12 protein-coding genes, 1 tRNA gene, 1 pseudogene and 1 riboswitch are annotated in these 18710 nt (G+C 74.3%); of the genes and pseudogenes, 3 read left to right on the top strand and 11 right to left on the bottom strand.

Annotated features, from left to right (window positions below):
* Window positions 1-239 precede the first annotated feature (239 nt).
* A complete protein-coding gene (locus tag ACWGB8_RS19705) occupies window positions 240-1511 on the top strand; it encodes a hypothetical protein (protein ID WP_452214791.1) in 1272 nt (423 codons plus the stop codon).
* 33 nt (window positions 1512-1544) lie between these two features.
* On the opposite strand, the gene ACWGB8_RS19700 is transcribed toward ACWGB8_RS19705, so the two are convergent.
* Together ACWGB8_RS19700 and ACWGB8_RS19695 are read right to left on the bottom strand one after the other, a co-directional pair.
* Window positions 1545-3002, bottom strand: coding sequence for an MFS transporter (locus ACWGB8_RS19700; RefSeq protein WP_452214790.1), 1458 nt, complete (start codon window positions 3000-3002; stop codon window positions 1545-1547).
* Between the two features lie 112 nt (window positions 3003-3114).
* Complete coding sequence (locus ACWGB8_RS19695; RefSeq protein ID WP_452214789.1) at window positions 3115-3429, bottom strand: DMT family transporter; 315 nt, start codon at window positions 3427-3429, stop codon at window positions 3115-3117.
* Window positions 3430-3472: 43 nt separating this feature from the next.
* A riboswitch (guanidine-III (ykkC-III) riboswitch) is annotated at window positions 3473-3538 on the bottom strand.
* Between the two features lie 240 nt (window positions 3539-3778).
* Between ACWGB8_RS19695 and ACWGB8_RS19690 the strand changes: the two genes are divergently transcribed.
* Window positions 3779-3853 (top strand) — tRNA-Cys (locus ACWGB8_RS19690).
* Between the two features lie 159 nt (window positions 3854-4012).
* On the opposite strand, the gene ACWGB8_RS19685 is transcribed toward ACWGB8_RS19690, so the two are convergent.
* From ACWGB8_RS19685 to ACWGB8_RS19660, 6 genes and pseudogenes are all read right to left on the bottom strand, one after another.
* Window positions 4013-6343: a xanthine dehydrogenase family protein molybdopterin-binding subunit gene (locus tag ACWGB8_RS19685; protein WP_452214788.1), complete on the bottom strand. Its 2331-nt coding sequence runs from the start codon at window positions 6341-6343 to the stop codon at window positions 4013-4015.
* A 910-nt stretch (window positions 6344-7253) separates the two neighbouring features.
* Window positions 7254-7704: pseudogene (locus tag ACWGB8_RS19680) on the bottom strand ((2Fe-2S)-binding protein); the annotation flags it as partial.
* 71 nt (window positions 7705-7775) lie between these two features.
* The gene (locus tag ACWGB8_RS19675) at window positions 7776-8642 is read right to left on the bottom strand and encodes an FAD binding domain-containing protein (protein ID WP_452214815.1); all 867 of its coding nucleotides are present in this window, start codon (window positions 8640-8642) and stop codon (window positions 7776-7778) included.
* 441 nt (window positions 8643-9083) lie between these two features.
* Window positions 9084-10694 (bottom strand): beta-N-acetylhexosaminidase, encoded by a 1611-nt coding sequence (locus ACWGB8_RS19670; RefSeq protein ID WP_452214787.1) that lies wholly within the window; start codon window positions 10692-10694, stop codon window positions 9084-9086.
* A 116-nt stretch (window positions 10695-10810) separates the two neighbouring features.
* Window positions 10811-11092 carry a DUF3039 domain-containing protein gene (locus ACWGB8_RS19665; protein ID WP_452214786.1) on the bottom strand — a complete coding sequence of 94 codons (282 nt, stop codon included), beginning with the start codon at window positions 11090-11092 and terminating at the stop codon, window positions 10811-10813.
* A gap of 64 nt (window positions 11093-11156) precedes the next feature.
* On the bottom strand, window positions 11157-11741 hold the full coding sequence (locus tag ACWGB8_RS19660) for a YqgE/AlgH family protein (RefSeq protein ID WP_452214785.1): 585 nt from the start codon (window positions 11739-11741) through the stop codon (window positions 11157-11159).
* Between the two features lie 312 nt (window positions 11742-12053).
* Between ACWGB8_RS19660 and murA the strand changes: the two genes are divergently transcribed.
* Window positions 12054-13406 (top strand): UDP-N-acetylglucosamine 1-carboxyvinyltransferase, encoded by a 1353-nt coding sequence (murA, locus tag ACWGB8_RS19655; RefSeq protein ID WP_452214784.1) that lies wholly within the window; start codon window positions 12054-12056, stop codon window positions 13404-13406.
* 76 nt (window positions 13407-13482) lie between these two features.
* On the opposite strand, the gene ACWGB8_RS19650 is transcribed toward murA, so the two are convergent.
* The 3 genes from ACWGB8_RS19650 to ACWGB8_RS19640 form a co-directional block, all read right to left on the bottom strand.
* A complete protein-coding gene (locus ACWGB8_RS19650; protein ID WP_030059737.1) occupies window positions 13483-13764 on the bottom strand; it encodes an HU family DNA-binding protein in 282 nt (93 codons plus the stop codon).
* Between the two features lie 564 nt (window positions 13765-14328).
* Window positions 14329-15801: a malic enzyme-like NAD(P)-binding protein gene (locus ACWGB8_RS19645; RefSeq protein ID WP_452214783.1), complete on the bottom strand. Its 1473-nt coding sequence runs from the start codon at window positions 15799-15801 to the stop codon at window positions 14329-14331.
* A gap of 408 nt (window positions 15802-16209) precedes the next feature.
* Window positions 16210-18513 carry a HelD family protein gene (locus ACWGB8_RS19640; RefSeq protein WP_452214782.1) on the bottom strand — a complete coding sequence of 768 codons (2304 nt, stop codon included), beginning with the start codon at window positions 18511-18513 and terminating at the stop codon, window positions 16210-16212.
* Between the last annotated feature and the right edge of the window lie 197 nt (window positions 18514-18710).

Here is an 18710-nt window from a genome sequence, read left to right as displayed (position 1 = left end):
CTTGCGCCCGCGCCGCCCGGCGGGTGCGCCGCGGCCTGCCGAGCCTGTGTCAGGATCCGCTGCCCGGCGCCGTCCCGCCGCCCGAGGCTGCACCGAACGGGCGATCAGCCGAGCCCGTTCGTGGTGGATCACCGGGTCGTCACATCCGCGGTGCCATGCTGGCCGGGCCCACAGGCGTATCACCCCATTTGTCCGACCGGTCGGATTCGGACGCTGCCCACCCCACGAACGGAGTGACCATGGACGCTCTCTCCCGCCGGACGCTGCTCGCGGCCGGCGCGGCCACCGCCGCCACCCTCGCGGCCGGCTGCGCGAGGGGCGCCGGCGACGGGCGCTCGGGCGGCGAGCCGGGGCCCGAGGACGGGGCGGCCGACGCCGCGACGGCCCCGGCGGTACCCAGGCCGCCCGCCACCCTGATCGGCGACGGCTCCACCTCCGACACCGGCCCGCAGCCGCACCAGCCCACCCCGGAGCCGCTGAAGCTCGGCGAGCGCCCGCCGCAGTTCGTGGTCTTCTCCTGGGACGGCGCCGGGGAGCTGGACAACGGGCTGTTCGCCCGGTTCCGCAGGCTCGCCGCCGAGCACAACGCCTCGATGACCTTCTTCCTCAGCGGCATCTACCTGCTGCCGGAGTCCAAGAAGGACCTCTACCACCCGCCGCAGCACCGGGTCGGCGCCTCCGACATCGGCTACCTGACCGACCAGCACATCCACGACACCCTGCAGAACCTGCACGCCGCCTGGCTGGAGGGCCACGAGATCGGCACCCACTTCAACGGGCACTTCTGCGGCACCAACGGCGTCGGCAAGTGGTCCCCCGAGGAGTGGGACAGCGAGATCCAGCAGGCCATGGACTTCGTGATGAACTGGCGCACCAACACCGGCTTCACCGACCTGCCGGCGCTGCCGTTCGACTACCGCCGCGAGCTGATCGGCAGCCGCACCCCCTGCCTGGAGGGGCAGCGCAACCTGCTGCCGACCGCCGTCAAGCGCGGCTGGAAGTACGACAGCAGCGGCAACGGCACCCAGGTGTGGCCGCAGAAGGTCCAGGGCGGCGCGCTCTGGGACCTCCCGCTGCAGTCGATCCCGTTCCCCGGGCACACCTTCCAGGTGCTGTCGATGGACTACAACATCATGTTCAACCAGTCCGGCAGCAACACCCGGGCCGACCCGGCGCTCTACCCCTCGTACCGGACCCAGGCCCGGGACGCCTACCTGATGGGCTTCGAGCGCACGTACACCACCAACCGGGCCCCGTACATCATCGGCAACCACTTCGAGCAGTGGAACGGCGGCATCTACATGAGCGCCGTCGAGGACGTGATCCGGGCGATCGCCGACAAGCCGGAGGTGCGGCTGGTGTCCTTCCGTCAGCTGGTCGAGTGGCTGGAGGTGCAGGACCCGGCGGTGCTCCGCAAGCTGCAGAGCCTCACCGCCGGGCAGGCGCCCTCCGGGGGCTGGGAGAACTTCCTCGGCGCCCCCGGCCCGGTGCCCCCGCCCGCCGCGGGCTGAGCCCCGGGCCTCCCGGGCCGCGCCGGAGCACCGCTACACCGGGCTCCGGCGCAGCCGCACCCGGCCGGAGAGCAGCGCCCCGAGCAGCGCCACCGCGGCCATCGTCGCGAAGATCACCGCGAACGCCCCGACCGTGCCGCTGCCCTCGACGGCCTCGTGGGCGGCGGCCGGGGAGCCCCCGCCCAGCGCCGCGAACAGCGCCCCGGCCAGCCCCATCAGCAGGACGTTCCCGAGCGCGTCGCTCACCTGCAGCGACGCCGAGTCGGCGCCGGCGTCCTCCGGTGCCGACAGCCGCATCATCAGCACGCTGACGCTCGCCACCGTCAGGCCCATCCCGATCCCGCCGACGCCCCAGGCGAGCGCCGCCGCCCAGGCCGGGACGGCCGGCACCAGCACCAGCGCAGCCCCCGCGATCGCCACCGCGGTCAGCACGAAGCCGACCCGGATCATCGCCTCCCGGTACCGCTCCGCCTGCGGCCGGCCCTGCAGCCAGGAGCCCAGCGCCCAGGACAGCCCGCCGCTGGTCAGGGTCAGCCCGGCCAGCGTCGGCGAGAGCCCCCGCTCGGTGACCATCATCAGCGGGATGAACGCCTCCGCCGCGAAGAACGCCCCGGACGCGACGCCGCGCAGCAGGATCACGGTCGGCAGCCCCCGCCCGGCGCGCAGCGTCCCGGCCGGCAGCAGGCCGAGCACGGCGGGCACCAGCAGCGCCGCCCCGGCCAGGCCCGGGACCACCCCGGGCAGGTCCAGCCGCCGCCCGGCGTACTGGAGCAGTCCGGCGCCGAGCGCGGCCATCGCCGCCAGCAGGGTGCGGCGGCGGTCGAAGCCGCTGTCGGCGCGGGGCGGCTGCTCCTTCTCGGAGCGGTACAGGGCCGGGCCCATCACCGCGAGCGGCAGCAGGATCAGCACCGGGACGGCGAGGAAGACCCAGCGCCAGCCCAGCTGGTCGGTGACGGTGCCGGCCACCACCGGGCCGACGATCGAGGGCAGCACCCAGGCCGAGGAGAAGGCCGCGAACACCGCGGGCCGCAGCCGCTCCGGGTAGGCCCGGCCGACGACCACGTACAGCGCGACGATCACCAGCCCGCCGCCCAGGCCCTGGGTGGCCCGGCCGGCGACGAACACCCACATGCCGGGGGCGGCGCCGGCCAGCACCAGGCCGGCGCCGAACACCGCGATCCCGGTGAAGAGCGGCTCCAGCGGCCCGCGCCGGTCGCACCACTGGCCGGAGACGACCAGCGCGAACAGCGTGGTGGTGAAGTAGCCGGAGAACGCGAAGGCGTACAGCTCCAGGCCGTCGAGCCGGCGGGCCGCCACCGGCATCGCGGTGTTGACCGCGGTCGCCTCGAAGGCGAGCAGCAGGACCACGGAGACGATCCCCAGGGTCAGCGCGCGGTACCGGGGGCCCATCACCCCGCCACCGGGGTCGCCGGGGTCGGTGCCGAGGGGCGGCGGGGCGGGGTCGACCGAGGTGGGGGAGGCTGTGGTCATACGGAACATCGTAAGACCCGTAGGACGATATGACTCCTGACCGGACGCGGGTCCGTCCGGCCCGCAGCGCCCCGGGCCGGTGCGGCCCCTCGGGTCGGCGCAGCGCCCGGGGTCAGTGCAGCGCCTTGAGGCCCACCACGCCGGAGACGATCAGCAGCAGGCAGCCGATCCGGGCCGCGGTCGCCGCGTCGCCGAGCACCGCCATGCCGTACAGCGCCGTACCGACCGCGCCGATGCCGACCCAGACCGCGTAGCCGGTGCCGATCGGGATGGTGCGCATCGCGTACGCCAGACCGCCCATGCTCAGCAGCAGGGCGACGGAGAAGACGAGGCTGGGGACGAGCCGGGTGAAGCCCTTGGACGATTCCAGGGCGACCGCCCACACGGTCTCCAGGACGCCGGAAACGATCAGAACGAGCCAGGCCATGACGCCGCACCTCCGCAGTCAGCAGCGGCCGGGTTGCCGCTGTGCTGCGCCGTCTTGTCCTGACCGGGTACGACGCGCTCGTCCGGGGCGGCCGGCGTACGGCCACCTGTCCCCGACGGTAGCACAGGCTGCCACACAGAATTTACAAAGGGATATTGACGACCCGCCCGGCATTCGGCCAGGATGAATTCATCGAAACGGCGGACGACCAGGAGGCAGGAATGGACAGGAGGACGGCGGCCCCCGCGGCCCCCCGGACCTGTACCAGCGCTCCCCGGTGTTGTCGCGCCTGTCGCTGCTGCCGCTGTGCCTGAGCGCCCCCGCAGCACCCCCGTCGCAGCACCCCCACGGCCGTGTGCCCGAGTGGTTGAGGGAACCGCCTGCAAAGCGGTTTACACGGGTTCGATTCCCGTCATGGCCTCCACAGGAACGAATTGCCGGTCGGCGCCCGAATGGCGCCGCCCGGCAATTCGTCATGCATTTCCCCGAGCAATCCGCCGGATTCCCCCGAGGAATTCCGGGGCGATTCCGGCGGACATCCGGACGTCCGGACGGCGGGCGCGGGCCCGCCGCCCGGCCGGGCTCAGCCGGTGACGGCGTCCTCGGGGCGGATCGGCAGGCGGCCGACCGGCAGGCCGGTGGCGGCGCGGACGGCGGCGGCGACGGCCGCGGGCGCGACCACCGCGGGGACGGCGCCGACCGCCTTGGCCCCGAAGGTGGCGACCACGTCGCGCTCCTCCAGCAGCGCGGCGATCCGCACCTCGGGGGTGTCCAGCGAGGTCGGCAGCCGGTAGCCGGTCAGCGACGGGTTGACCAGCAGGCCGCCGTCGGTACGCAGCTCCTCCAGCAGCGCCAGGCCGACGCCGTGCGCGACCCCGGCCTCGATCCGGTCCTCGATCTGACGCGGGTTGAGCGCCCGGCCGACGTCCTGGGCGACGGTGACGTCCACCACCCGGACCGCGCCGAGCTCGATGTCGACGTCCACCACGGCCCGCATCGCGCAGAACGCGATCGAGACGAAGGCGTCGCCCTGCCCGGCCTCGTCCAGCGGCTCGGTCGGGTGCGGGCGGCACTGGGCGGTGGCCCAGAGCTCCTTGCCCTCCAGCGCCTCGGCGACCGGCATGCCGAGCACCCCGTCGTAGGAGGTGATCTTGCCGTCGGCGATCTGCAACAGCTCCACCGACATCCCGAAGTTCGCGGCGATCGGCTGCAGCAGCTGGTGGCGGACCATCAGCGCGGCCCGCTCGACCGCACCGCCGGAGACCCAGGTGTGCCGGCCGCGGGCGGAGGGCCCGGCGATCGACTGGTCGCTGTCGACCGGCGCGATGTAGACCTCGCTGACGCCCAGCACGCTCTGCACGATCTGCCGGGCGAGGGTGGCGAAGCCCTGGCCCGAGTCGACGGCCGCGCAGATCACCGTGGCGTGGTCGCCGCTGACCCGGACGGTCGCGGTGGAGACCTCGTCCTCGCCCTCGGCGCCCAGCATGTGCACCATGCCGACCGCGTAGCCGATCCCGCGGCGCACCGCGCCCGGGTCGCCGGCCCCGCCGGGACCACCCGGCAGCAGCCACTCGGCGTCCGGGTCGTCCACCGGCAGGGCGGGCAGCGGTTCCTCGGCGACGGCGTCCAGCAGCGCGGCCACCGGGGCCGGGCAGGTGACGGCCTGTCCGGTGGGCATCGGGTCGCCGGTGGCCATGGCGTTGCGGCGGCGGATCTCCACCGGGTCGACGCCCACCCGGGCGGCCAGCTGGTCGAGCTGCGACTCGTAGGCGAAGCAGGCCTGCAGGGCGCCCTCGCCGCGCATCCGGCCGGCCGGCGGGTTGTTGGTGCGCACCGCCCAGGCGTCGACGAAGACGTTCGGGCAGACGTACGGGCCGACCGAGAAGGCGGTCGCGGCGGCCAGCGCCTCGGCCGAGACGTCCGCGTAGGCGCCGCCGTCCAGCAGAATCTGCGCCTCGACCTTGACCAGCCGGCCCTCGGCGTCGGCGTGGTGGCGGTAGCGCAGCAGCGCCGGGTGGCGGGAGGTGTGGGTGTGGAAGGACTCCTCGCGGGTGAGGGTCATCTTCACCGGCCGGCCGGTGCGCAGCGCCAGCAGCGCCAGGGTGACCTGGAAGGAGAGGTCTTCCCGGTCGGAGGTGGCGCCGGGCACGCCGGTGACCACCAGGCGGACCCGGTCCGGCTCCAGGCCGAGGCAGGCGGCGGTGCGGTCGCGGTCGCCGTGCGGGTCGGTGGAGGACAGGTGCAGTTCGACCCCGCCGTCCGGGCGGGGCACCGCGAGGCCGGCCTCGGCGCCGAGCGGCGCCGGGTCCTGCCGGCCGACCTGGTAGAGGCCCTCGACGACGATCTCGCCGGCCGCCTCCGGGTCGCCGGTGCGCAGCGGCAGGTGGCGGAAGAGGTTGCCGTCCGGGTGTAGCGGGGGCGCGGTGAACGCCTGCTCGGGGTCGGTGACCGGCTCCAGCAGCTCGTACTCGACCTCGATCAGCCCGACGGCCAGCCGCGCGGTGTCCGGGTGGTCGGCGGCGACGGCGGCCACCGGTTCGCCGTGGTGGCGCACCTCGCCGGCGGCCAGCACCGGCCGGTCGGCCACGATGGGCCCGCCCGGGGCGCCGTCGGGGCTGCCGTCCGGGCCGGGCGGCAGGTCGGCGGCGGTGACGACGGCGTGCACGCCGGGCAGGGCGAGCGCGGCCGAGGTGTCGATCGAGGCGATCCGGGCGCGCGGGTGCGGCGAGCGCAGCACCGCGCCCCAGAGCAGGCCCTCGGCCCACAGGTCGGCGGCGTACGGGTAGATGCCGAGCGCCTTGGGGAGGGCGTCGCTGCGCAGCGGCGAGCTGCCGAGACCGTACGGCTCCGGTGCGCCGTCCTCGCCGCCGTCCTGCTGCTGGTTCGTTGACGCGATGTCGGTCGGCGAGGTCATGATGCGTGGTCGTCCTCGGGGAGCCGGATGCCGTGGGCGGGGGTGGCGCCGTACGGTACGCCGGCGGCGGCGGTGCCGTCGACCGGGGTGCCGTGCGGGGGCGTGGGGACGTAGGGCGTGCCGGGGGTCTGGCCGGGGAAGCCCTGGCCCTCGTACACCTGGCCGTCGTAGCCCTGCTGCTCGAAGCCCTGGCCCTCGTAGACCGGGGTCTCGTACACCTGGCCGTCGTAGCCCTGGTTCTCGAAGCCCGGCTGCTCGAAGCCCCGGCCGGCGAAGGCCGGGTCCTCGAACTGCCCGCCCGGGAACGGCCCGCCGTCGAGCGGGGTGCCGTGGGCGGGGGTCGGCTCGTAGACCGGGCCGTCGTACGCGGTGGCGGCGTCGTAGCCGGGCTGCGGGTAGCCGGCGCCGGGCCCGCCGGGGAGGTAGGTGCCGTGCGCGGGCGTGGTCGGCGGGTAGTACTGCTGCTCGGGGTAGTAGCCCTGCTCGGGCCCGGGCTGCGCGGGGATGCCGTGGGCGGGGACGCCCTGCGCGGCCGGGTCGGCGGTGTCCCGGATCGGTGCGAGCACGGTGGTGTCGTGCAGCGCGTCGGGGCCGAGCAGCGCACCGGTGTCGTACACGCCGGTGTCGTAGCCGCCGCCCTGGCCGTCGGCGGTGCCGTACGGGGCTGCGGCGGGCGCGGCCTCCTCGGCCGGCGGCTGCGGTGCGGCCTGCGGTGCGGGGGCCGGCTGCGGGACGTGCTCGATCCAGGCGTCCTCGTACACCGGCAGCTCGCCGGTGGCCTGCGGGTCCGCGGCGGTCTGCGGCTGCTCCGCCTGCCCGGCGCCGGCCGCTCCGGCTGCGGCTCCGGCCGCCGCATCCCCGGCGAGTGCCTCCCCCGCCTCCTCGGCCTCCAGCGCCCGGGCGTCGGCGATGCTCTGGACGGCGGCGAGCACCCCCCGGTAGCCGGTGCAGCGGCAGAGGTTGCCGCAGAGCGCCTGCCGGGCCTCGACGTCGCTCGGCCGGTGGTTGCGCTGCAGCAGGTCGTGGACGGCCATCGCCATGCCGGGCGTGCAGTAGCCGCACTGCACGGCGCCGGAGTCGGCCAGGGCCTGCTGGACGTCGCTGGCGCCGCCCGCGGAGGACAGCCCCTCGACGGTGGCGATCTCGCTGTCGGCGGCGAGCGCGGCGGGCACCAGGCAGCCGGCCACCAGCTGGCCGTCGACCTGCACCGAGCAGGCGCCGCACTCGCCCTGTTCGCAGCCGTCCTTGGCGCCGGCCAGGCCGAGCCGCTCGCGCAGCACGTACAGCAGGCTCTCGCCGATCCAGGCGTCGGCGACGGGCCGTTCGAAGCCGTTGACCCGCAGCGTGTACGAGGCGGTGGGGCGCAGTTCGCGGGTGACGTGCGGGGCGTGGTCGAGCGGAGCCGCGTCCAGCGTCTCGATGGGGTCTGTGCTCACTTCAGCGCCCTTCCCAGTGCCCGGCGGGCCAGCACCGCCACGGTACGCCGCAGCCGGACGGCGGCGGCGCTCGGCCCCTCGGTGACGGCCTCCCAGGAGCCTTCGGCGCCGTAGTTGTCGGGGATGCAGGCGGCGGCCACGTACTCGCCGAAGGCGGCGGTCGCGGCGGGGTCGATCTCCCGCGAACCGTCCCAGTCGATGCAGCCGGCCACCCAGGCCTCGGCCTCCAGCGGGCGCAGCGGTACCGGGGCGACGGCGCCGACGGCGCAGCGCACGGCGCGCCGGGCCGGGTCGAGGACGAGGGCGACGGAGGCGGTGGCGCGGGCCGGGCCGCTGCGGCCGGTGGACTTGAGGAAGACCTGCGGGGCGTGCAGCAGCGGGACCCGCACCCAGGTGAGGAGTTCGCCGGGGCGAAGCGGGTCGAGGCCGGTGAGCAGGTGGCTGACCGGGACCTCGCGGGTGGCGCCGGCCCGGGCCAGGGTGACGGTGGCCTCCAGGGCGGCGAGCACCGGGAGGGTGTCGCCGGTGGGGGCGGCGGTGACGATGTTGCCGCCGAGGGTGCCGACGTTGCGCACCTGCGGCGGGCCCGCGGTGCGGGCGGCGTCGGCGAGGGCGGGGATGAGCGCGGCGAAGTCGGGCCGGTCCATCCGGGCGTGGGTGAGCCCGGCGCCGAGCACGGCGGTGCCGCCGTCCTCGTAGCGCCAGCCTCTGAGTTCGGTGATGCGGCCGAGGCCGATCAGGGCGGCGGGGCGCAGCCGGCCGGCGTTGACGGCCTCCATCAGGTCGGTGGCGCCGGCCACGGGTACTGCGGCCGGGGTGGCGCCCAGCGCGTCGACGGCCTCGTCGAGGGAGGCCGGCAGCATGATCGTCCGGTTCACCTGGGTCCCACCGTGCTCCACTTGCTCATCGATCGCCTGCCGCCCGCGGCCTTCGGCCGAGGTGTCCGCGTCGGCAGCCCGGCCTGGCCCGTAGGGTACGGGCGATCGGGCCGGGTTGGGCAACTCTGGCACACAATGCTCGATGATCATTTCGGGGCCGGTGAACGGGACTGCCCGATTGGGACGGATACCGGGCGGTATCTGCCCCGGTTCAAGCCGAATCGCAGCAGATGTTCATCTGTTCTTGACGTCCGATGACCACCGGGAAGTTCCCGGGGTACGCCAGGGGCGCGCTCGGCGCACGCCCCCGGGCGCACCGCGGCGGCCGTCCTCCGGTCCGTCCGGCCGGCGCGACCGACGGCCGACCAGGCGGCCGGGGCTCGGACGGACGGGCGACAAGGGCTCGTACGGACGGGCGCCCGGGGCTCAGACCGCCGGCGGCGGACCGTCCAGCGGCCGGCCGGCCACCCCGGGCCACTTCTGCCACGGGTGCGGCCCGGCGGTCGGCCGGTACTCCACCCCGAGCGCGTCCAGCCGGGCCAGGTGGGTGCCCAGCCGCCGCTCGAACCCGGCCCAGTCGCGCGCGGCGGGATCGGCGGGCAGCGCCGACCAGGCGACCTCGCAGAACGCGGCGAGCCGGGGGAAGGCCCGGTAGTCGACGTCGCGGGCGCTGTCCGTGAACTCGGACCACAGGTTGGCCTGGGTGCCGATGACCCGCCGGGCCGCGTCCCCGTCCAGCTGGGCCGGCACCGGTTCGAACCGGTAGACGTCCTCCAGGGTGCGCACGAAGCCGACCGGGATCGGCTCGTCCGGTCCGTCCGCCTGCCGGTGGTCCAGGTAGACGTGCTGCTCGGGGCACATCACCACGTCGTGCCCGGCCTGCGCGGCGGCGATCCCGCCGCCGAAGCCGCGCCAGGAGGAGACCGCCGCCCCGGGGGCGAGGCCGCCCTCCAGGATCTCGTCCCAGCCGATCAGCCGGCGCCCGCGCTCGGCGAGCCAGCGGTCGAAGTGCCGGATGACGTGGCTCTGCAGCTCGTCCTCGTTCGCCAGCCCCAGTTCGCGGATCCGCGCCTGCGCGGCCGGGCTGTCCTTCCACTGCTCCTTGGGGCACTCGTCGCCGCCGAGGTGGACGAACTCGGACGGGAAGAGCTCCAGGACCTCCTCCAGCACGCCCTCGTAGAACCGCAGGGTCGCCTCGGAGGGGTTGAGGACGTTGCGGCTGACGCCCCAGTCGGTCCAGACGCCGAGCGCGGCGGTGTCCACCACGTCGGTGTTGCCGAGCTCGGGGTAGGCGGCGATGGCGGCCTGGTTGTGGCCGGGCAGGTCGATCTCCGGCACCACCGTGACGGCCCGCTCGGCGGCGTACGCGACGATCTCGCGCAGGTCGTCCTGGGTGTAGTGGCCCCCGTGCGGGCGGTCGTCGCGGCGCTCGCCGAGCCGGTAGCCGACCATCGAGCGCTCGCGCCAGGAGCCGACCTCGGTGAGCCTCGGGTAGCGCTTGATCTCCACCCGCCAGCCCTGGTCGTCGGTCAGGTGCAGGTGCAGCACGTTGAGCTTGTGCGCGGCCAGCAGGTCGACGAAGCGCAGCACGTCCGACTTGGGCAGGAAGTGCCGGGCGACGTCGAGCAGGGCGCCGCGCCAGCCGAACCGGGGGGCGTCCTCGATGTCGGCGCCGGGCAGGACCCAGCCGTCGCGGCGCAGCGGGGCGCGGCGGAAGGCGTCGGGGCCGAGCAGCTGGCGCAGGGTCTGGGCGCCCCAGATCGCACCGGCCGGACCGCCGGCGGTGACGACCGCGTGCCCGCGGCGCACCGCGATCCGGTACGCCTCGGCGGCCAGCGCCGCGTCGTGGACCAGTTCGATGCCCCCGCCCGGGCGGCCCGGCGCCAGCGGCAGGCCGGTCGCGGCGCTCAGCGAGGCGCGCAGCCACCGCTCGGCGCTGGCCAGGGCCGGCGCGGCGGTGAGGGTCGTGGTGTGGTCGAGGGCGAAGTCCTCGTCCGGGAGGCGGACGAAACCCTGGGGTGCCGGAATGAGGTCCATCCGGTCATCCTGCCCCCGCCGCGACCGACTGGCATAGACCAATCACCACAATGGTCCGCAGTGCAAAACGGTCGCGCGCACGACCGTCCGGTGCGGCGGGTCCGGCCGCCGGCGGGCTACTGCTTGTCGCCGCCCTTGCCGTCCTGCGGCTTGCCGATGCCGTCGTAGATCTCCTTGCACATCGGACAGACCGGGTACTTCTTCGGGTCGCGCCCGGGCACCCAGACCTTGCCGCAGAGCGCCACCACGGGGGACCCGGAGAGCGCGCTCTCCATGATCTTGTCCTTCTGGACGTAGTGCGCGAAGCGCTCGTGGTCGCCGTCCCCGTTGGACACCTGCGGGACGGGCTCGACCAGGGTGCCGGTGCCGAGGCCGCGCTCGGGCTCAAGAGTGCTCATGGGTGCCAAGTCTATGGGCGCTCCGGGAAAGCGGGCCAGTGCCGCCGCGGCGGCCCCCCGCAGCTCAGTTCATGGTGGGGTCGTCCGGGTACGTCGCGAGCAGCGCCAGTGGGGAGCGCTGGCGGCGCAGCACCGAGCGCCACAGCCGCTCCGGCTCCGGACTGGAGATATCCCCCGGCTCGCAGTCGACCAGGTACCAGGCGCCGCTGTCGATCTCCGTCTCCAGCTGCCCGGGCGACCAGCCCGCGTACCCGGCGAAGATCCGCAGGCTGCCCAGCTCGCCGGCCAGCACCTCGGGCGGCGCCTCCAGGTCGACCAGCCCGATCGCCCCGTGCACCCGCCGCCAGCCCAGCGGTTCGCCGGTGCCGGGCTCCCCCGGCGCGACGGCCAGCCCGAGCGCCGAGTCCAGCGCCACCGGTCCGCCCTGGAACACCACGGGCGGCTGCCCGACCAGGACGTTCCACCCGTCGAGTACGCTGCCCACCTCCACCGGCGTGGGCCGGTTGAGCACGACCCCGAGCGCCCCCTCGGCGTCGTGGTCGAGGAGCAGCACCACCGCCCGCGCGAAATTGGGGTCGGTGAGCACGGGGGTCGCCACGAGCAATCGGCCGGTGTGGGACCGGCCGCCGTGCGAGTTGGCCGCGGTCATGCCTCACATGATCCCGCAGATCCCCCGCGGGTGGGCACCGCAACACAGACTCCGCCCTCCGGGGGTCCGACGGCACCGCACGAACACCCGTACGGACGCATCGGCGGGCGTGTCGGCACCCGGAGAGAGCACCATCACGGGAGAGGCACACGGGAACCACCCGGACGCCTACTACCATCTACTGATGGTGGACGCCCTCATACGGTGCTGACTCGGTCACGCCCGGGCACGGACGCGCCCGGACAACCCGGCCACCGCGGCTCCTCGACGAGCCCTCCACCCCCTCCTCCAGCACCCCGGATTGCGAGAACGATGACCGACGACGTCCTGCTGGTCCACGGCGGAAACCCGCTCGAAGGCGAGATCCGCGTCCGTGGTGCGAAGAACCTGGTCCCCAAGGCCATGGTCGCCGCCCTCCTCGGGCAGGGCCCCAGCAGACTGCGCAACGTCCCGGACATCCGCGACGTCAAGGTGGTCCGCGGCCTGCTCCAGCTGCACGGCGTCACCGTCCGCTCCGGCGACGAGGACGGCGAGCTGATCCTCGACCCCTCGCACGTCGAGAGCGCCAACGTGGCGGACATCGACGCGCACGCCGGCTCCTCGCGGATCCCGATCCTGTTCTGCGGCCCGCTGCTGCACCGGATCGGCCACGCGTTCATCCCGGGCCTGGGCGGCTGCGACATCGGCGGCCGTCCGGTCGACTTCCACTTCGAGGTACTCCGCCAGTTCGGCGCCACCATCGAGAAGCACCCCCAGGGCACCTATCTGGTCGCCCCGCAGCGCCTGCGCGGCACCCGGATCGAGCTGCCGTACCCCTCGGTCGGCGCCACCGAGCAGGTCCTGCTCACCGCCGTCCTCGCCGAGGGCGTCACCGAGCTGCGCAACGCGGCCATCGAGCCGGAGATCGTCGACCTGATCTGCGTGCTGCAGAAGATGGGCGCGATCATCTCGATGGGCACCGACCGCACCATCCTGATCACCGGTGTGGACGAGCTCTCGGGCTACAACCACCGCGCCCTGCCGGACCGCCTGGAGTCGGCCTCCTGGGCCTGCGCGGCGCTCGCCACCAAGGGCGACATCTACGTCCGCGGCGCCCGCCAGCTGGAGATGATGACCTTCCTCAACACCTTCCGGAAGGTCGGCGGCGCCTTCGAGGTGGACGACGAGGGCATCCGCTTCTGGCACCCCGGCGGCGAGCTCAAGGCGATCGCCCTGGAGACCGACGTCCACCCCGGCTTCCAGACCGACTGGCAGCAGCCGCTGGTCGTCGCCCTGACCCAGGCCACCGGCCTGTCCATCGTCCACGAGACGGTGTACGAGTCGCGGCTCGGCTTCACCGGCGCGCTGAACCAGATGGGCGCGCACATCCAGCTGTACCGCGAGTGCCTGGGCGCCACCCCGTGCCGCTTCGGCGCCCGCAACTTCCTGCACTCGGCGGTCGTCTCCGGCCCGTCCAAGCTGATCGGCTCCGAGCTGGTCATCCCGGACCTGCGCGGCGGCTTCTCGTACCTGATCGCGGCGCTGGCGGCCGAGGGCACCTCGACCGTGCACGGCATCGACCTGATCAACCGCGGCTACGAGAACTTCATGGAGAAGCTGCGCGACCTCGGCGCCCACGTCGAGCTGCCCAGCGAGCGCCCCAGCGGCGAGCTGGTCACCGCCTGACCGGCGGCCCGCCGCGCAACGGCGAGAGGCCGGGCCCCCTCGGGGGGACCCGGCCTCTCGGCGTTCAAGGGGTGACTCAGGCGCCCTTGGCGGCTTCCTTGAGCTTGGAGCCCGCGCTGACCTTGGCGCTGTAGCCGGCGGCGATCTGGATCGGCTCGCCGGTCTGCGGGTTGCGGGCGGTGCGGGCAGCGCGGTGGGTGCGCTCGAAGGTCAGGAAACCGGGGATGGTGACCTTCTCGTCGCCCTTGGCGACGACCTCGCCGACGATCTCGGCGAAGGCGGCCAGAACGGCGTCGGCGTCCTTGCGGGTCACCTCGGCGCGCTCGGACAGCGCGGCCACCAGCTCACTGCGGTTCATGTGTACTCCTGTGGTCTGTTCGCTTGCGGTGTGCGGGGGCCCATCGGTCGTCCCTCCCGGGGGAACCCGGCCGGGCCGCTGGTCCGCACACGATGCTCATTCAGGCAATGCGTGGTCGCGGGCCGGGTTCGTACCCCGTGCCGCGCGCGGTGCCGCGAAGGCCCGCCTGCCTGCCTGGATACGAATCCTGCCCCGACCGGCCCCGAGAAAGCCAATCGGGCCCCGGCGGTCGCGGCCCGAACAACGCCCGCCCGCCGGAGGTGTGACGCTCCGTCGGCTCCGGCGGACCGGCGCGGGCGGCGGTCGGGACGACACGCCGGAAGGCCAGGGGGACGTTCCGTACTTGTCGGACACGCCTGCCCCGTGCAGGGCTACCGTACGCCCTAGGCACGACAAGCCCAAACACGCCCCTCGCCCTTGTGTCGCAAGGGTTCGGGGCGGGGATGGCCGGGTATGGGCGCTAATCGGTCATTTGACCGATCCGCACGCCACTCCGCGACACACCGGGCGACACGCCGTCGGGGCTTGACGGCGGCCGCCCGGGGCGCCGCAGGTGTCGGTTCCTCAGAGGCTGACGGCGGGGAAGGAGCCGGTGTCGAGGGTGCCGACGATGCCCGGGGTCGGGCGGGCCGGCGCCGGCGCCTCCTGGACGGCGGCCAGCGCCGCCCCGCGCACCGCGGCGGCGACGGTCTTGGCGACGTCCTTGTGGAAGACGCTCGGGATGATGTAGTTCGCGTTCAGCTCGTCGGCCGCGACCGTGGTGGCCAGCGCCCGGGCGGCGGCGATCATCATCTCGGTGTTGACCGTCCGGCTCTGCGCGTCCAGCAGGCCGCGGAAGACGCCCGGGAAGACCAGCACGTTGTTGATCTGGTTCGGGAAGTCGCTGCGGCCGGTGGCGACCACCGCGGCGGTCTGGCGGGCGATCGCCGGGTCGACCTCCGGGTCCGGGTTGGCCAGCGCGAAGACGACGGCGTTCTCGGCCATGGTGGCCAGGTCGTCGCCGTCCAGCACGTTCGGGGCGGAGACGCCGATGAAGACGTCCGCGCCCGCCACGGCCTCCTTGAGGCTGCCGGTGCGGCCCGAGCGGTTGGTGTGCTCGGCGATCCAGCGCAGCGACTCGTTGAGGTCGTCGCGGCCCTGGTGGACCACGCCGCGCACGTCGGCCACGGTGGCGTGCTCGACGCCGGCCGCCAGCAGCAGCTTGAGGATCGCGGTACCGGCGGCGCCGGCGCCCGACATCACCACCCGGATGTCGCCGATGTCCTTGCCGACCACCTTGAGCGCGTTGGTGAGCGCGGCCAGCACCACGATCGCGGTGCCGTGCTGGTCGTCGTGGAAGACCGGGATGTCCAGCGCCTCGCGCAGCCGGGCCTCGATCTCGAAGCAGCGCGGCGCGGAGATGTCCTCCAGGTTGATGCCCGCGAAGCCGGGGGCGATCGCCTTGACGATGGCGACGATCTCGTCGGTGTCCTGGGTGTCCAGGCAGATCGGCCAGGCGTCGATGCCGGCGAAGCGCTTGAACAGGGCCGCCTTGCCCTCCATGACCGGCAGGGCCGCCGCCGGGCCGATGTTGCCCAGGCCCAGCACCGCGGAGCCGTCGGTGACCACGGCGACGCTGTTGCGCTTGATGGTGAGCCGGCGGGCGTCCTCGGGGTTCTCCGCGATCGCCAGGCAGACCCGGGCGACACCCGGGGTGTAGATCATGCTGAGGTCGTCGCGGTTGCGGATCGGCAGCTTCGAGGACATCTCGATCTTGCCGCCGAGGTGCATCAGGAAGGTACGGTCGGAGACCTTGCCGATCGCGACGCCGTCGATGGTGCGGAGCTTCTCGACGATCTCCTCGCCGTGCGCCACCGAGGAGGCGGCGACCGTCACGTCGATGCGCAGCGCCTCCAGGCCGGAGGCGGTGACGTCCAGGCCGGTGACCGAACCGCCGGAGGACTCGACGGCCGTGGTGATCGCACTGACGGCGTTGCCCCGGGCCGGGACCTCCAGCCGCACCGTGATCGAGTTCGAGACACTGGGCACCGTCGCCATCGACGTCCTTCTTCCGGTCCACTGGGGTAGGTGTGAGGGGGTCCGCATGCCAAGTGGTTCAACAGTTTGTTGAAGCCCCTGCGCAGCGCATGCTAGACCTCGATCGTCGCACCTACCAAGGGGTAGCCAGAAATAACGTTCATTGAGTGTGCGGAACCCACAAGACGCGGTCGGCTTTCTTGCCCCTGCGGGCCGATGCGTTACATTGGACAAGGCACCGGCTCGATCCAAGCCCCCGGGCCCAACCTTCGTCCCTTCGAGGGACCACTTGCCGCGAGGCGAGCATGGCGGGTCGGTGTCATAAGCGTCACATGGAGGCCCCTCACCGGTCGGTGAGGGGCCTTCGGCGTCCGACGCGGCGTCAGCCGGTCCGGCGCGGGGCCCGCGCCGGACGGCCGACCGACCGCCTCAGCCGTGCAGCAGCGCGGGCACCCCGGCGGCGTCCGGGAGGTCGTCCGGGCCGGAGAGCACGGTCAGCCGCTGGGTGGCCCGGGTCAGCGCCACGTACAGCACCCGCAGGCCCGCCTCGGACTCCCCCGCGATGCCGGTCGGGTCGGCGACCACCGTCGCGTCGTACTCCAGGCCCTTCGCCTCCAGGCTGCCCAGCGCCACCGCCCGCGGGCCCAGGCCCTCGATCCAGCGCGCGGCCTCGGCCCGCCGCTCCATCGGGACGACCACCGCCACGGTGCCGTCCACCTCCGCCAGCAGCCGCTCCAGCTCCGCCCTGGCCGCCGCGCCGAACGCCTCCGCGGACGGGTCCGCGACGGCCGCGAAGCGCGGCTCCACGCCCACCCGGCGCACCGCGCTCGGCGAGGGGGTGCCCGGGGCGGCCAGCGCCAGCACCTTGGCGGCCACCTCGGCGATCTCGGCCGGGTTGCGGTAGTTCACGGTCAGCGTGTGGCGGCGGCGCGGCTTGCCGGACAGCACCTCGTCCAGCGCGGCCTGCGCCTCCGCCGGGAACGGCCAGGAGGACTGCGCCGGGTCGCCCACGATGGTCCAGGTGGCCATCCGGGCGCGCCGGCCGATCATCCGCCACTGCATCGGGGTGAGGTCCTGCGCCTCGTCCACGATGATGTGCGCGTACTCGGTGCGCTCCACCGGCACCTTCTCGCGCTGGCGGGCGGTGCGGTCGGCGTAGGTGGTGACCTCGTCCAGCCCGCTCAGCAGGTCGACCGCGTCCACCTCGCGCACCTTGGGGCGGGCCGGCTCGCCGAGCAGCACCTGCAGCTCGTCGACCAGCGCCACGTCGTGCGGCGACAGCGCGCCCTCGCCGTGCTCGGTCAGGCGGCGCCAGGACTCGGCCAGCACCCGCGCCTCGTCCGGGGTGACGGCGCGGCGGGCGATCCGGTTGGTGTGCCGGGTGCGCTTCAGCGTGCCGAGCACCCGGCGCGGGGTGACCGCGGGCCACCAGGCGTCCAGGAAGTCCAGGAAGGGCTGCTCGTCCGAGACGTACTCGTCGAACGACTCCTTCTCCTCCTGGCGCTGCTCGCGCGCGTAGTGGTCGGACGGCCGCGGCAGGTGCCGGGTGGCCTCCTGCCAGAGGGCGTCCAGCAGCAGCCGGCGGGCGCGCGGGCGCAGCAGGTTCAGCGGGGTGCCGCCGGAGCCCACCACGTTGCCGCGCACGGCCTTCAGCCGGCCCGCGTCCAGCCGCAGCACCTCGCCGCGGGCCACCACCTTGAGCTCCTGCGGGGCCCCCAGCTCCAGCGCCGCCCGCGCCGCCCGGCGCAGCAGCTGCACCATCCGGGCCGAGCCCTTGATCCGGGCCGCCTCCGGGGTGTCGTAGGTGGCCGCCTCGATGCCGTCCACCAGCGAGCCGACCGCGCGGATCGCGACCTGGCCCTCCTCGCCGAGCGAGGGCAGCACGCCCTCGGTGTACGAGACCAGCAGCGGGGTCGGGGAGACCACCAGGATGCCCCCGGCGTAGCGGCGGCGGTCCTGGTACAGCAGGAACGCCGCGCGGTGCAGGGCCACCGCGGTCTTGCCGGTGCCGGGGCCGCCGGTGACCAGCGTGGCGCCGGCCGCGGCGGCCCGGATGACCTCGTCCTGCTCCTTCTGGATGGACGAGACGATGTCGCGCATCGAGTGGCTGCGGGCCCGCCCGAGCGAGGCCATCAGCGCGCCGTCGCCGACCACGGCCAGCTCCCGGCCGTCCAGGGTGGGGGTGAGGTCGGGGCGCAGCAGGTCGTCCTCGACGCCGATCACCCGGCGGCCCTTGGAGCGGATGACCCGGCGGCGGACCACCCGGCCGGGCTCCAGCGGGGTGGCCCGGTAGAACGGGGCGGCGGCCGGGGCCCGCCAGTCGATCACCAGCGGGCCGTACTCGGCGTCCAGTACGCCGAGCCGGCCGATGTGCAGGGTCTCGGCGACGGCCGGGTCGGCGGGGTCGAGCGGGGTGTCGGAGGGGATCCCGTGCTCCTCCGGCGCGTCGGCCTGCTGCAGGTCGATCCGGCCGAAGAGGAAGTCCTCGAACTCGTTGTTGAGCCGCTGCAGGTGCGCGCCGGCCCGGTAGACCTGGGCGTCGCGCTCGGCGAGCGCGCCGGGGGTGCCGACGTGGACCCGCTTGGCGGCGTCCTCAAGGATGTACTCGGCCTCGGCGAGCTTCTCCTCCAGCCGGTGGTAGACGGTGTCGAGGTGGCGCTGTTCCCCGGCGACCTCGCGGTCGCGGACGGTCTCGGAATCGGCGGCGGTGGCGGTTTCCGTGTTGCTGTGCATGGCCTCGTCGGTTGCGGCGGTGTCCCCGGGGGCGGGCCCCCGGGATCGGGCGGACGGACGATCCTACGCCGCACCCCCCGGTCCGCGCGCCCCCCCCCCGGGGGGCGGGCCCCCCCCCCCGGCGCCGCCCCCCGGGCGGCGCGCTGCCGCACACCGTGGGGGTGGCCGCCGCCCACCACACCGGCACGCTCGACCTC

This window comes from Kitasatospora sp. NPDC054939 (assembly GCF_053610105.1).
Note: the sequence above shows the minus strand (reverse complement) of the source record. Positions and strands in the feature narration are given on the sequence as shown.